14 protein-coding genes are annotated in these 13,275 nt (G+C 72.6%); 5 read left to right on the top strand and 9 right to left on the bottom strand.

The features are described 5' to 3' along the window. Positions 1-38: 38 nt before the first annotated feature. The 4 genes from KR546_RS09295 to udk form a co-directional block, all read right to left on the bottom strand. Complete coding sequence (locus tag KR546_RS09295) at positions 39-998, bottom strand: aldo/keto reductase (RefSeq protein ID WP_238444493.1); 960 nt, start codon at positions 996-998, stop codon at positions 39-41. A 195-nt stretch (positions 999-1,193) separates the two neighbouring features. Beyond that, positions 1,194-1,784, bottom strand: a complete 591-nt coding sequence (locus KR546_RS09300; protein WP_238444431.1) for an SIMPL domain-containing protein — start codon at positions 1,782-1,784, stop codon at positions 1,194-1,196. 13 nt (positions 1,785-1,797) lie between these two features. Continuing rightward, complete coding sequence (surE, locus tag KR546_RS09305; RefSeq protein ID WP_238444432.1) at positions 1,798-2,643, bottom strand: 5'/3'-nucleotidase SurE; 846 nt, start codon at positions 2,641-2,643, stop codon at positions 1,798-1,800. Then, positions 2,640-3,281 (bottom strand): uridine kinase, encoded by a 642-nt coding sequence (gene udk / locus KR546_RS09310; RefSeq protein WP_238444433.1) that lies wholly within the window; start codon positions 3,279-3,281, stop codon positions 2,640-2,642. Before udk ends, surE begins: the two co-directional genes overlap by 4 nt. Before the next feature lie 97 nt (positions 3,282-3,378). Here udk and KR546_RS09315 point away from each other — a divergent pair, with 97 nt between their 5' ends. Then, complete coding sequence (locus KR546_RS09315; protein WP_238444434.1) at positions 3,379-4,266, top strand: pirin family protein; 888 nt, start codon at positions 3,379-3,381, stop codon at positions 4,264-4,266. 24 nt (positions 4,267-4,290) lie between these two features. On the opposite strand, the gene KR546_RS09320 is transcribed toward KR546_RS09315, so the two are convergent. Together KR546_RS09320 and KR546_RS19215 are read right to left on the bottom strand one after the other, a co-directional pair. Further along, positions 4,291-5,427 (bottom strand): flavin-containing monooxygenase, encoded by a 1,137-nt coding sequence (locus tag KR546_RS09320; protein WP_238444435.1) that lies wholly within the window; start codon positions 5,425-5,427, stop codon positions 4,291-4,293. Positions 5,428-5,597: 170 nt separating this feature from the next. Next, positions 5,598-7,244, bottom strand: a complete 1,647-nt coding sequence (locus KR546_RS19215) for a LuxR family transcriptional regulator (protein ID WP_274387872.1) — start codon at positions 7,242-7,244, stop codon at positions 5,598-5,600. Positions 7,245-7,369: 125 nt separating this feature from the next. Between KR546_RS19215 and KR546_RS09330 the strand changes: the two genes are divergently transcribed. After that, a complete protein-coding gene (locus KR546_RS09330) occupies positions 7,370-7,900 on the top strand; it encodes a macro domain-containing protein (protein ID WP_238444436.1) in 531 nt (176 codons plus the stop codon). 134 nt (positions 7,901-8,034) lie between these two features. Here KR546_RS09330 and KR546_RS09335 read toward each other — a convergent pair whose 3' ends face one another. Beyond that, on the bottom strand, positions 8,035-9,114 hold the full coding sequence (locus KR546_RS09335; RefSeq protein WP_238444437.1) for a TerC family protein: 1,080 nt from the start codon (positions 9,112-9,114) through the stop codon (positions 8,035-8,037). Positions 9,115-9,420: 306 nt separating this feature from the next. On the opposite strand from KR546_RS09335, the gene KR546_RS09340 reads away from it, so the two are divergent. Both KR546_RS09340 and KR546_RS09345 read left to right on the top strand, forming a co-directional pair. Next, a complete protein-coding gene (locus KR546_RS09340; protein WP_238444438.1) occupies positions 9,421-10,065 on the top strand; it encodes an MBL fold metallo-hydrolase in 645 nt (214 codons plus the stop codon). A 123-nt stretch (positions 10,066-10,188) separates the two neighbouring features. Next, positions 10,189-10,890, top strand: a complete 702-nt coding sequence (locus KR546_RS09345) for a YczE/YyaS/YitT family protein (protein WP_238444439.1) — start codon at positions 10,189-10,191, stop codon at positions 10,888-10,890. Here the strand turns inward: KR546_RS09345 and KR546_RS09350 are convergent. Then, on the bottom strand, positions 10,874-11,356 hold the full coding sequence (locus tag KR546_RS09350) for an aminoacyl-tRNA deacylase (RefSeq protein ID WP_238444440.1): 483 nt from the start codon (positions 11,354-11,356) through the stop codon (positions 10,874-10,876). The two genes, KR546_RS09345 and KR546_RS09350, sit on opposite strands and share 17 nt — an antisense overlap. 40 nt (positions 11,357-11,396) lie before the next feature. Then, positions 11,397-11,666, bottom strand: a complete 270-nt coding sequence (locus KR546_RS09355) for a hypothetical protein (RefSeq protein ID WP_238444441.1) — start codon at positions 11,664-11,666, stop codon at positions 11,397-11,399. 128 nt (positions 11,667-11,794) lie between these two features. Here KR546_RS09355 and KR546_RS09360 point away from each other — a divergent pair, with 128 nt between their 5' ends. Beyond that, complete coding sequence (locus KR546_RS09360) at positions 11,795-13,267, top strand: NAD(P)H-binding protein (RefSeq protein WP_238444442.1); 1,473 nt, start codon at positions 11,795-11,797, stop codon at positions 13,265-13,267. The last annotated feature ends 8 nt before the right edge of the window (positions 13,268-13,275 follow it).

Genomic DNA, 13,275 nt, shown 5'->3' on the forward strand with positions numbered 1-13,275 from the left:
GTCCCCGCGCTCCTCGGATCGGCCCGCGCCCGACGCGATCACGTGAACAAGTCGTCCAGGCGGGCCTTGGTCTCGTCGTCCATGGCCTCGAGCACGTCCAGCGCCTCCATGTTCTCGTGCACCTGCTCGACCCGCGACGCACCGGTGATGACGGTCGACACGTTCGGGTTGGCCACGACCCACGCCAGCGCGACCTGGGCCATCGACGCATCGAGCTCCCCCGCGATGGACTCCAGTTCGCGCAGGTCGTCGTGGTAGGACTCGTCGGTCAGGTGCTCCTGGAGCCACTCGAAGCCCTCGAGCGCACCACGCGAGTCGTCCGGGACGCCGTCGAGGTACTTGCCGGTCAGCAGTCCCGAGCCCAGCGGCGACCACGTGGTCAGCCCCAGCCCGATGTCCTCGTACAGCCGCGCGTACTCCTTCTCGACCTTGCGTCGCGCCACCATGTTGTACTGCGGCTGCTCCATGACGGGCTTGTGGAGGTGGTGGCGCTCGGCGATCTCCCAGGCGGCACGGATCTCGTCGGCGGACCACTCGGAGGTCCCCCAGTAGTGCGCCTGGCCCCGGCTGACCATGTCCGACATCGCCCAGACCGTCTCCTCGATCGGGGTGTCGGGGTCGGCCCGGTGGCAGAACACCAGGTCGACGTAGTCCAGCCCGAACCGCTCCAGTGAGCCGTCGATGGCCTGGCTGAGGTACTTGCGGTTGAGCGTGTTGGACATGTTCACGTCGTCGTGGATGCCCCAGTACAGCTTGGTCGAGACCAGGTAGCTCCAGCGTGGCCAGTCCAGCTCGCGCAGGGCCGCGCCCATGATCTCCTCGGACTTGCCACCGGCGTAGGACTCGGCATTGTCGAAGAAGTTCACCCCGTGGGACCGGGCGGCGTCCATCTGCTCGGCGGCGGCGTCGACGGCGACCTGGTTGTCGTAGGTCACCCACGACCCGATCGACAGGGCACTGACCTTGACACCGGTGCGGCCGAGACGGCGATAGATCATGTCAGCCATGGGAGAACTCCTGGAAATCGAGGGTCGGAAGTGAGACGCGTGGCACCCGAGGGCGGCCGCATCCCGTCGACATCGAGGGTAGGGAGTGGGTCCGAGCTCCGTCCGGTCCGTTCGGGTCCGTTCGGGGTCCTCGGTGACCGTGGCGGAACGTGGTGGGAGCGTCCGGCGGACCGATCTCGCGTGGGATCAGGCCAGGGCCCACGTCGCCGTGATCGCCACCGTGACCTCGTCGGTCCCGGACACCACCGGGACGGCCTCGGCCATCGCCCGCAACGGACGCGGCTGGCCACCCGGCCCGGCCGGGTGCTCGGTCAGCTCGGCCAACCCGCCCAGCTCGCGACCGGCCAGCTCGGCCAGCTGGGTGGCCGCCTCCCGGGCGTCGGCCACCGCGGCGTCCCGGGCCCGTGCGCGCAGGCCCGACTGGTCCGAGGCGCGCTGGTGCAACGACCGGACCGCGACGTCGTCACCCGCAGCGTTCACGACCGCACTGACGACGGTGCCGGCCCGGTCCACCGGTGCCACGACCGACACGACCTGGCTGGCGCGGTGCCCCCGTGGCCGTCCCTGCTGGTCGTGGTCCGTGGCCAGGGTCAGTCCGGTGGTGGCACGAGCGGTGGCCGGACCGTCGTCGAGCACCGCGAACACGACCGCCACGGCACCGGCCAGCCCGTCGAGCGCCTCGGCGGCCAGCCCGCGTCGGACCGTGACCTCCAACTCGATGACTGCCTCGTCGGCGATGCCCGCGACGCTCCCGCGGCCGGTGACGGTGATCGACATGGTGACTCCGTGGTCAGCCGCGCTCGAGATGGTCGCGGACGTGGTCGTCGACGAGCGCGTGGGTCGGGAAGTTCAGCGGGGTGATCGACACCATCCCGGCCTGGGCAGCTGCGATGTCGGTCACCGCGGTCCCGGCCGTGGCCACGACGTCGAGCACCTCCAGGCCGCCGTAGCTGGCGGCCCAGCGACCGTCGGTGTCGGGCAGCATCATCGGTCCGTAGCGGGTCGGCGCCAGCGTGGTGACCCGCCACGGCGTGTCGTCGTCGGTTCCCCACGGCAGGTTGACCGACACCAGGTCGCAGCCACCCACCAGCCCCGAGACGAGCACCTCGTCGAGCACGCGGCGGGCCTGGCCGGCGAGCCGCACCCAGCCGGCCCGGGCCGCCGGCTCGGCGATCATCCGACGCCACCCGGCCCAGTCGTCGTCCATGGTGCCGGTCGACAGCGCCACCGCCGTACGCCCCAGCAGGACCGCCTCGGCCGCCGCGCCGATCGTGCCCGAGGACAGCACGAAGGCGCTGCCGTGGTTGTGCCCGAGGTTGATGCCCGACACGACCAGGTCGGGTCCGGGCGCCAGCAGGCCGCAGCCGATCTGGGCGGCGTCGGCTGGGCTGCCGGTGGTCGCCACCACCGTGCGCCCGCCCCGCTCGGCCTCCGCGACGGTCACGTCGGCGAACCGCGTCATGGCCTTGCCGCTCCAGGACCGCTCGCCGTCGGGCACCACGATCCGGACCTCGCCCAGGTCGTCGAGCGCGTCCGCCAGCGGCAGCAGGGCCGGCGAGTCGACGCCGTCGTCGTTGGTCACGAGGATCGACCGACCGTCCGGACCACCTGGCAGGGCCGGCGCGACGTCGGTCACGCCAACGACTCGCGCAGGGCCCGCACCACCATGTCGACCGCGACGAGGTTTCGCCCGCCCCGGGGGATCAGCACGTCCGCCCACCGCTTCGACGGCTCCACGAACTCCAGGTGCATCGGCCGCACGGTCTCCTCGTACTGGCCGAGCACCGAGGCGACCGACCGGCCCCGCTCCTCCACGTCCCGTCGCAGCCGGCGCAGCAGTCGCAGGTCGGCCTCGGTGTCCACGAACACCTTGACGTCGAGCAGGTCCCGCAGCGACGCCGAGGCGAACAGCAGGATCCCCTCGGCCAGGACGACCGGGCGCGGCTCGAGTCGACGGACCTCTGCGTGGCGGACGTAGGTGGCATAGTCGTAGGTCGGGACGTCGACCGCCTTGCCCCGCCGCAGGTCGTGCAGGTGCTGGGTGAACAACGCGTCGTCGAAGGCGTTGGGGTGGTCGAAGTTGACGGCACGCCGCTGTTCCATCGGCAGGTTCGACAGGTCGTGGTAGTACGCGTCGTGCGGCAGGACCGCGACGTTGCCGGGGCCGAGCGCGTCCAGGATGGCGGTCACCACCGTGGTCTTGCCCGACCCGGAGCCACCGGCGATGCCGACCACGAGGGGCCGGTCGGGGTGGGGGATGTCGGGCTGGTGCACGGTCGCGTCGTTCCTGGTCCGGGATTGGTGGAACGATACGGCACCGGTCGTCGAGGGGTCGTAGGGTGGCCGGACCGCCACGACCCCGGGGATCGCCATGCCGCGCCGGTTCGACGCCGTCATCGCCGCGAGGGACCGTTCGATCGGGCCGTCCGCGACCGTCAAGCGGACCCTGCCCTCCGGGCGGCGCCGGATGGTCGGCCCGTTCATCTTCTCGGACCAGTTGGGTCCACTGGTCTACGAGCCCGGCGAGGGCATGGACGTGCGTCCCCATCCCCACGTCGGGCTGGCCACCGTCACGCTGACGTTCCGTGGCACGATCGTGCACCGGGACTCCACGGGGGCCGAGCAGACGATCCGCCCGGGCGAGGTGAACTGGATGACGGCCGGACACGGCATCGTCCACTCGGAGCGCTCCCCGCTGCCCGACCGTCCGGGCGACACCGTCGAGTTGCTCCAGACCTGGGTGGCGTTGCCCGACGAGGCCGAGCACGTCGAGGGAGCGTTCGAGCACGCCGGCCACGGCGACCTGCCGACCCACACCGCCGACGGCGTGACCACGACCGTGATGGTCGGTGACTACGACGGCGTGGCGTCACCCGTCGCGGTGGCATCGCCCATGCTGCTGGTTGCTGTCGACCTCGAACCCGGTGCGACCCACGCGCTGGCCGAGGGGCATCCGGAGCGTGGCGTCCTGGCCCACACCGGCGACGTCGTCGTCGACGGCATCGACCTGCCGCACCACTCCCTGGGGGTGCTGGACGGCGGCGGGACCCCGACGATCACCAACCCGTCGGACGAGCCCCGCCGGGTCGTCCTGCTGGGCGGCGCCCCCGTTGGCGAGCGCCACATCGCCTGGAACTTCGTCGCCTCGACCCGCGAGCGCCTCCGGGAGGCCGCCCGCGACTGGGACGAGCACCGCTTCCCGACCGTGCCGGGCGACGACGACGAGCGCGAGGAGCTGCCCGACAGCATGCGTGGCTGAGACGGGCGGCCGCCGCGACGGTGCTCAGGCCGGCACGGCCCGGCGAGGCCGGCGCGACGCCGACCGCGCCGCGACCCGTTCGGCGACGAACCGCGCGTCGCGCCCGACCCCGTGGACCTGGCCGGACGACAGCGACCGCTGGAAGTGGAGTCCGACGAAGAACAGCCCGGGCTCGTCGCTGCTGACCCCCCGGTCGTGGCGCGGGTCCCCCACCTCGTCGAACACGTCCAGGTCGATCCAGCGGGGCAGGCCGGACTGGTAGCCGGTGGCCCACACCACGTTGGCGACCTCCAGGCGGCTGCCGTCGGCCAGGAACGGCTGGCCGTCCTGGATCCCCTCGACCGGTCCGACCCGCTCGATGCCCACCGCCTCGACCTCTGCCGGCGTGGTGCGCACCAGCCCGGCGGGCTGGTGCAGCAGTTTCGGGCGCGCCCGACGCCCGATGGGCGTGTCCACGCTCAGCACGCGGTGGTAGATCCCGCGCAGCACCAGCGTGACCAGCCACTGGTTGCGTGGCTTCTCGACGTCGAAGGGGATGTGGCCGGGATGGTCCCCGGCCACCACGACCTCGTGGGACTTCACCAGCTCCATGGCGATCTCGATGCCGGAGTTGGCGGCCCCGACCACCAGGACCGGGCCGGGCTGCAGCTGGTCGGGACGCCGGTAGTGGCTGCTGTGCAGGGCGACCACGTCGTCGCCCAGGTCCGCGGCGAAGTCGGGCAGGCGGGGCTGCTGGTAGTTCCCCATCGCCACGACCACGTCGGCCGCCCGCCACTGCCCCGCCGTCGTGGCGAGCACGAAGCGACCGTCGTTGCCACGGGAGACCGCCTGCACCCGGACACCCGATCGGACCGGCAGGTCGAACTCGTCGGCGTAGGCCGCGAGGTAGTCCGCCATCTCGTCCTTGGTCGGGAAGGTGTCGGGGTCACCCGGGAACGCCATGCCGTCCAGCCCGTTGACGTGGTTCGGGGTGAACAGGCGCAGCGAGTCCCACCGCCGGCGCCAGGCGTCCCCGATCCGCTCGGCGGCGTCGAGGATCACGAAGTCCTGTCCGAGCCGCGCCAGGTGGTGCCCGACGGACAGGCCCGCCTGGCCACCCCCGACGACGATCGTGTCGACGTCCTGCTCGATCGTGGTCGTGCCTGGGTCCGTGGTCGCCATGCCGTGCTCCTCCGGGTCGCGTGTGCACCGGTCAGTGGCGGTTCCGACCGTACGAACGACCGCGCCGGGATCGCATCCGGCAACCCACCCATTGGTCCGGACCACGACGATGGGTCATTCGGTGCAGGTCGGCGGCCCGCGGTACCGCCACCGACGACATTCGGGGGCTGTCACCGGGATGGACCCACGACCTCGTGCTCGTAGGCCCAGGCCGTCGCTGCCGCACGCGAGGACAGGTCGAGCTTGGTGTAGATGTTGCTGAGGTGGCGCGCGACCGTCTTGTCGCTGATGAACAGTCGCTCGGCGACCGCGCGGTTGGTCTTTCCCGTGGCCACCTCGCTGAGCACCTCGATCTCGCGCTCGGTGAGCCCTCCTGGTGCAGCGGGCTCGTCGTCGAACAGCCCGTCCACCAGGTCGGCCAGTGGCGCAGCGCCGAGGTCGGCCGCGGTCCGACGCACGGCGTCCGCCTCGATGCGGGCCGTGTCGAGGTCCCCCGTGTCCCGACACGCCCGTGCCACCAGCAGCCGGGTCATGGCGACCTCGTGGGGGATCCCGAGGGACCGCCACGTCTCGCACGCCACCCGCAGGTGGGCCAGGGCCGCCGGGGGACGCCCCTCGGCGAGGCACACCGCCCCCAGGGCACGCTCGGCGCTCGCCCGGACCCACTCGACGTCGAGCCGGTCGTCGAGTCCTGCCAGCCGTTCGGCGGTCGAGCGGGCACGCTCGACCTCGCCACCGGCCAGGCGCGCCTCCACCAGGGCGGGGAGGAGCGTGGCGCGTTCCAGCTCGCCGCGCGCCGCGTCCACCAACCGTTCCAGGGCGTTGGTCGCGCGGTCGACCTCGCCCTCGGCGAGGCGGAGCAGGGCCAGCCCGGGCTGGGGCTCGTGGCCGGCGCGACCGGCCCGCTCGTAGGCGCGTTCCGCGTCGGCGGCCTCGCCGCGGAGGCGGTGCAGCTCCCCCTGCTCGTACCAGGCGATCCCGATGGCGACCTCGTCGCCGGCACGGGTGAAGGCGTCGCGCGCGTCGGCGACCTCGCCGAACGCCTCCTCCCACCGGCCCGACAGCGCCAGCACCTGCGCGCGGTGGACCAGGCACTGGCCCCGGTAGGGCACGAGGTCGGGCTGGGCCGCGCACCACTCGGACAACGCCTGGGTCCACTCGCGGGCCCGACGCAGCTCGAGGGTGTCGTGGCACGCCGAGATCACCGCGCAGTAGACGATCCCCGCGACGATCGGCGAGACCTCGCCGTCCACCACCAGCACCATCGCCTCGTCGAGCCGGGCGCGCGCTGTCTCGACGTCGTCGGCGAGCACCGCCGCCTGGCCCACGCCAAGGATTGCGAGGGCAAGCAGGTCCGGCTCGTCGTGGTCCTGGGCGATCGCCAGCGCCGCCGCGAACCCAGCCCGTGCCTCGGCCTCGTCACCCCCGTACAGGGCCTGCAGCGCGCCCGGCAGGTGGAGCAGGCCGCGCTCCACGGCGTCGTCGGGCAGCGCGACGAGCAGCCGTTCGGCCCGAGCGACCCAGCCACTCCCCCGCGCGAGGTCGCCACCGTCGATCAGCAGCAGGCCGAGCCAGAAGGCGGAGGCGACGGCCGACGCCGTGCTCCCGGCGTCGAGGTGGGCCCGGTGGGCCCGCGCGAGCAGGTCCCGGCTGTCCCGGTCACGACCGACCAGGTACAGGGCGCGGCCAAGACGATCGAGGTCGTCGGCATCGGCGTCACCGGCGGCGTCGAGCGACTCGAGGTTGGCCACGACCACCAGCCACCGTCGGTCCTCCCAGGCATCATCGGCCCGGTCACGCAGGTCCTGGGTGCCCATGTGCGCCTCCCGGTCCCACCCTAGGCACCGCCGGACCGGCCGGCCCGGGAGGGCGTCGGACGGTCGTCCGTTGCGTCACCGCCACGCCGGCGGCACGGTGGGACTCCCCGACGCAGGAGCACGCCATGGCGACGATCGAGGCGCGGACGGACGACCTCACGACGATCGAGGTGGACGCGGTGGTCAACGCGGCCAACGAACGGCTCCAGCACGGGGGCGGTGTGGCGGCCGCCCTGGCGGATGCCGGTGGTCCCGAGGTGCAGGCGGAGTCTGACGCCTGGGTCGGCGAGCACGGCCAGGTCGACATCGGCGAGGCGGCGGTCACGACGGCGGGCAACATGCCGGCCGACATGGTCGTCCACGTGGTCGGCCCGCGCTACGCCGGGGACGGTGAGGACGCCCGCAAGCTGGCCTCGTCGGTCACCGCGGCACTCGACGCCGGGGCCGATCGGGGAGCCGCCAGCATCGCGCTCCCGGCGATCTCGGCCGGCATCTTCGGCTACCCGATGGCGGACGCGACCCGGGTCATCGTCAACGCCTGCCGCAGCTGGGTGTCGGCCCACCCCGACAGCGACCTCGACATCGTGCTGGTCGGCGTGACCGACCACGTCACGGGTGCGTTCCAGACGGCACTGGACGACGATCGCCCCATCTGAGCCAAGCTCAGGCGGAGCGGACCTGGACGTTGCGAGCGCAGCGAGCAACTCCAACCTGAGCGAAGCTCAGGCGGAGCGGGGCTGGACGTTGCGAGCGCAGCGAGCAACTCCAACCTGACGCGCAGCGTCAGGCGTCAGGCGTCGCCTTCGGGCTCGACGTCGTCCCAGCCGCCCATCTCCGACACGCCGGCGCCCTCCGCGGGGAGCGTGTCGGGGTCGACGTCGTCGGCCCCGGCTTCCGGAGGATTGCGCAGGGACCACCAGATCGAGATGGTCAGGAACGTGGCGATCACCACCAGCGACGCCCAGGTCGGGACGTGGTACCACTCGGCGATGATCATCTTGAGCCCGACGAACGCCAGCACGCCGGCCAGCCCGTAGTCGAGGTACCGGAAGCGGTCCTTCATGCCCGCGAAGGCGAAGTACAGGGCGCGCAGCCCGAGGATCGCGAAGGCGTTGGAGGACAGCACCAGGAACGGCTCGCGCGACACGGCCAGGATCGCCGGCACCGAGTCGACCGCGAAGACGACGTCGGTCGCCTCGATCAGGACCAGGACCGCGAACAGCGGCGTGGCCATGAGGTGGCCGTTCTCGCGGATGAACATCTTCTGGCCGTGCAGCTCGTTGGTGGTCGGCACGACCCGGCGGACGGCGCGCAGGACCAGCGAGTGCTCGGGGTCGACCTCGTGGTCGTCGGGCTGGGCCAGCTTCCAGGCGGTGTAGAGGAGGAACGCGCCGAACACGAACAGCAGCCACTCGAAGCGCTCGAGGAGCGCGACCCCGGCGAAGATGAAGACGGCGCGGAGGACGAGGGCACCGAACACGCCCCAGAACAGCACACGGAACTGGTACTTGGGTGGCACCTTGAAATAGCCCAGGATCACGGCCCACACGAAGACGTTGTCGATCGACAGCGACTTCTCGATCAGGTAGCCGGCGTAGTACTCACCAGCCGCGGCGGCGCCCCAGCCCCACAGGACGACCAGCCCGAAGGTCAGCGCGATCGCGATCCAGACACCCGACTCGATCAGGGCCTCGCGGAAGCTGATCTCGTGGGCGGTGCGGTGCACGATCAGCAGGTCGGCCAGCAGCAGCCCCACGACGACCACGGTCAGCGCGATCCACTCCCACGGCAGGACGTCCAGCTGGACGAAGTTGTCCGACGACGCCTCGGTGGCCAGGGTCATCGGCAGGGAGGAGAGTGCAGCGAGCATGGAGGGGCCTTGACGTCGTCGGAACTTCCGGGCGGGTGGCACGGGTCGGGCCACCGGTCGTGGCCCTGCGTGCCCGAAGGTCTCTCCCGCCGGCGAGATGGCGGCCCACGGTGCCGGGCCGGCGGACGAGCGCGCGACCGGGATGACGACACTGCGGAGGGTGGGGTACTCCCCCTCGAGGCTGGCGGCAGTCTATCTGCGGCGCTGGGCGCACGTCCGTCCGGGGAGACACGCACGCCGACCGCTCCGATCGGCTTGACTGGTGCTCGACCCGTCCCCGCCCCTGACCGGCAGGAACCCCCCCGCATGGACCTCCACCACCTCGGCCACTCGACCCTGCTCGTGTCGACGGCACGCGCCCGCGTCCTGGTGGATCCCGGTGCCCTGTCGACCGCCTGGCACGACATCGGAGAGGTCGACCTGGTCGTGGTGACCCACCAGCACCGTGACCATCTCGACCCCGACGAACTCGTGAAGTACCTCGCCCGGCACACCGACGCGGCCGTGGTCGGCGACCACCAGTCGGCCGAGTTGCTCGCCGGCCACGGGATCGAGGCCGCCGTGCTGCGCCCGGGTGGCACGCGACAGGTCGGTGACCTGTCGATCCAGGGGGTCGGTGGCGACCATGCCGTGATCCACCCGGCCATCCCGACCATCGCGAACGTGGGGGTGCTCGTGGCCGAGGACGGTGGTCCGCGCCTGCTCCACCCTGGCGACTCCCACGACGCGGTGCCCGACGGCGTCGACGTGCTCGCGCTGCCGATCGCGGCGCCCTGGACGTCGATGGCAGCCACGGCGACCTTCGCCCGTCGCGTGGAGGCCGACCACATCGTCCCGATCCACGACGCCATCCTGTCCCCGTCCGGCCGCGAGATCCACGTCGCACTGATCGACCGGCTGGTCCGCGGGCGACTGCAGGACCTCGCGGACGCCGGACCCACCACGATGTGACGCCCGGCCGGGGCCGTCCGGGAGCGTCTGCGGACCGCCACCTGGGCCCCGCCGCTACCGTGGGTGGACTCCGTCGGCATGCCGGCGATCCCATCCCGTCCCCGAGGCCGCTGCGAGGCCATCGTGCGTCCTGCGGCCACCGCACCGCTGCCAGCCCTGGCCCGTCGCTGGGCCGTGCTGTCCGTCGGCATCACCTTCCTCGTGACGGGCGTGGCCGCGAGCATCAACGCCGGGATCGGCGTCGCGTCGTGGCAGGTGTTCGAGACCGGCCTCGCGGCCGTCACCGGTGCTCCGCTGGGCTGGGTCCTGCTGGTCGAGTCCGTGGCCGTCCTGCTGCTCGCCTGGCTGGCGCTGGGGATCCGCCCGGGTCCGGCCACCGTCCTGCTGGCGCTCGCCGGCGGTCCGGCGATCGACCTGCTGACCGACCTGATCCCGCACCCGACCGGGTTCGGCCCGGCCCTGGCGATGCTGGTCGTCTCGAGCACCATGATCGGGGTCGGCATCGGCCTCTACGTGCCCGCGGAACTCGGGCCGAGCGCCCAGGACTCGCTGTTCGTCGGGCTGTACCGACGGCTGGGCATCCGCCCGGGGGTCGCGAAGTTCACGACCGACGTGGTGCTGGTCGTTGCCGGCTGGCTGCTCGGGGGCCAGGTGGGTGTCGGCACGGTCGTGGTGACCGTCCTCATCCCGCCACTCATCGAACTGGTGATGCCATGGGGCCATCGGCTCGCGGGCACGGTCGGTCCGGACGTGGCCGAGGGCGTCGAGGGCGTCGTCGGGCCCGGTACGCGGCGAACACCGTCGCGTCCTACTCGGGGTCGGTGACGTCGGCCACCGTCGCGTCGAGCACGGCCAGGACCCGGTCGGCCTCGACCGTGACCCCTGCCCCGTGCTCGCCCATCCCCATCGAGATGGTCCGCCCCCGGACGCGCTCGTCGGCGATGACGGGCAGGGCGGTCCGCGAACCGAACGGGGTGATGGTGCCACGCTCGTAGCCGGTGAGGTCACGGGCGGCGTCCGTGTCGGCCATGGTCATCCGGGACACCCCGAGCACTCCCCGCAGGCGCGACCACGCGATCACCCGGTCACCGGGGACCAGGACGAACCGGTGGTCGTCCTCGGCCACGCGCACGACCATGGTCTTGACGAGGTCGGCCGGGGCCACGCCCCGGGCTGCCGCGGCCTCGGCCAGTGAGCGCACCCGGCCGTGCCGCACCACCTCGTGCGCCACGCCGGCACCGGCCAGGGCGGCCAACGCGGGCCCGGAGCCCTCGGAGGCGTCGTCGGTCATGGTCGGTCCCCTGGTCGGTGTCGGCCCTCGGGGAGGGTGGTCAGATCGGCGTGTCGCGTCCGCCGACGGTGGCCCACAGGTCCTGGTGGATGCCGTGGAGGTCGTCGTCGCGTCCTCCGAAATCGGCGTGGCGCTCGCGGGCCGCCGCCTGGTGGGCGTGGACACGGTCCTGGTGATCACTGATGGCGCCCCGCAGGTGGTGCAGCTGGCTGACCAGCCAGTGGTGGTCGCACGGTTCGTCCTGGTCACACGCCTCGCAGTCCGCGGCCGATTCCCGCGAGTCCGTGATGTCCTGCAGCCGATCTGCCATGGTCGTCCCTTCCGAGTGGCTGTCGGCGACGATAGACCGCGCCGGCGGGCCTGTCCCGTGCTCGGGGGGCTCGTCGGCGGCCGTCCGGCCGGTCGGGCGCCATGGGCCGGGCCAGTAGCCTCGGGACCATGCCTGACGACGCCGCACTCCCCGACCACCCGACCTGTCTCGTGACCGGGGCGACCGGCTACATCGGCAGCCGGCTGGTGCCGCGGCTGCTCGACGCCGGCCACCCCGTCCGGGTGCTGGCCCGCACGCCGTCGAAGCTCGACGACGTGCCCTGGCGCGACGACGTCGAGGTCGTCGAGGGCGACCTGACCGACGTCGACTCCCTCCGCGAGGCGTTCGCCGACGCGGACGTCGTGTTCCACCTCGTGCACTCCATGGGTGGCTCGGAGGACTTCGAGGAGGAGGAGGCGGACAGCGCCCGCAACGTCGCGGCGACAGCCGAGGAACAGGGCGTGTCGCGGCTGGTGTACCTCGGCGGCCTGCATCCCGAGGACGCTGACTCGTTGTCGACCCACCTGCGGTCCCGCATCCGGGTGGGCGAGATCCTCATCGAGTCGTCGGTCCCGACGATGGTGTTCCAGGCCGGTGTGGTCATCGGGTCCGGGTCGGCGTCGTTCGAGCTGATCCGCCACCTGACGGACCGCCTCCCGGTCATGACCACCCCGCGCTGGGTCCACAACCGGATCCAGCCCATCGCGATCCGCGACATCCTGCACTACCTGGCCGCCGCACCCACGGCGGACCTGCCCACCAGCCGGACCTACGACGTGGGCGGCCCGGACGTGATGACCTACGGCGAGATGATGAGCACCTACGCCGAGGTCGCCGGGCTCGGTCGTCGCCACATGGTCGTCCTGCGCCCCCTCACGCCCGGCCTCGCCAGCCGCTGGGTGGGACTCGTCACCCCGATCCCGCCGAAGCTGGCACGTCCCCTGATCGAGTCGTTGGAGTGCGACGCCGTGGCCGACGACCACGACGTGGACGCGGTCATCCCCCCACCCGAGGGCGGCCTGCTGTCGTACCGGGAGGCCGTCCGCCTGGCCATCGACCATGCACAGCAGGGCCACGTCGGCTCCTCCTGGGACGAGGCCGATCCCCTCGGGCGACCGGCCGAGCCGCTGCCGTCGGACCCGGACTGGTCGGGCGAGCTGGTGTTCAGCGACGCCAGCACCACGCTGGTGGACGCGCCCGAGGACGACGTGTGGGCGGCAGCCCGGCGACTGGCCGGGACCGACATCGCCCTCGACCAGATGACGCCCGCCCCCACGGGGATCTTCACCCGCCTGGTCGGACGTGGCCCGCTCCGGCGCGGGCGCCGCGCGGACCGTCCGTCCGGCACCTGGAGCATCGGCGAGGACGACGTGCCGAACGTGTTGCGGCTGCGGGCCGACGTCGAGGTGCCGGGCGAGCTGTGGCTGGAGCTGCGGGTCGCGCCGTCCGGTCGCCGGGCCGGCACCCTGCACGGCCAACGGCTGGTGTTCGCACCACGCGGACTCTCGGGGATCCTGTGGTGGCAGGGCATGCTGCCGTGGCGGCGCATGGCCCTGGGCAAGCTGGCCGACGGGCTGGACGTCCGCAGCCCCGAGCAGTGACCCCGGGG

It is taken from the genome of Salsipaludibacter albus, from assembly GCF_019798055.1.
In the GTDB taxonomy this organism is placed as follows: Bacteria; Actinomycetota; Nitriliruptoria; order Nitriliruptorales; family Nitriliruptoraceae; genus Salsipaludibacter; species Salsipaludibacter albus.

Coding starts and splice junctions, on each gene's coding strand:
- KR546_RS09295 (WP_238444493.1), bottom strand. CDS start 998: ATGATCTATCGCCGTCTCGGCCGCACCGGTGTCAAGGTCAGTGCCCTG.
- KR546_RS09300 (WP_238444431.1), bottom strand. CDS start 1,784: ATGTCGATCACCGTCACCGGCCGCGGGAGCGTCGCGGGCATCGCCGAC.
- KR546_RS09315 (WP_238444434.1), top strand. CDS start 3,379: ATGCCGCGCCGGTTCGACGCCGTCATCGCCGCGAGGGACCGTTCGATC.
- KR546_RS09320 (WP_238444435.1), bottom strand. CDS start 5,427: ATGGCGACCACGGACCCAGGCACGACCACGATCGAGCAGGACGTCGAC.
- KR546_RS19215 (WP_274387872.1), bottom strand. CDS start 7,244: ATGGGCACCCAGGACCTGCGTGACCGGGCCGATGATGCCTGGGAGGAC.
- KR546_RS09330 (WP_238444436.1), top strand. CDS start 7,370: ATGGCGACGATCGAGGCGCGGACGGACGACCTCACGACGATCGAGGTG.
- KR546_RS09335 (WP_238444437.1), bottom strand. CDS start 9,114: ATGCTCGCTGCACTCTCCTCCCTGCCGATGACCCTGGCCACCGAGGCG.
- KR546_RS09340 (WP_238444438.1), top strand. CDS start 9,421: ATGGACCTCCACCACCTCGGCCACTCGACCCTGCTCGTGTCGACGGCA.
- KR546_RS09350 (WP_238444440.1), bottom strand. CDS start 11,356: ATGACCGACGACGCCTCCGAGGGCTCCGGGCCCGCGTTGGCCGCCCTG.
- KR546_RS09355 (WP_238444441.1), bottom strand. CDS start 11,666: ATGGCAGATCGGCTGCAGGACATCACGGACTCGCGGGAATCGGCCGCG.
- KR546_RS09360 (WP_238444442.1), top strand. CDS start 11,795: ATGCCTGACGACGCCGCACTCCCCGACCACCCGACCTGTCTCGTGACC.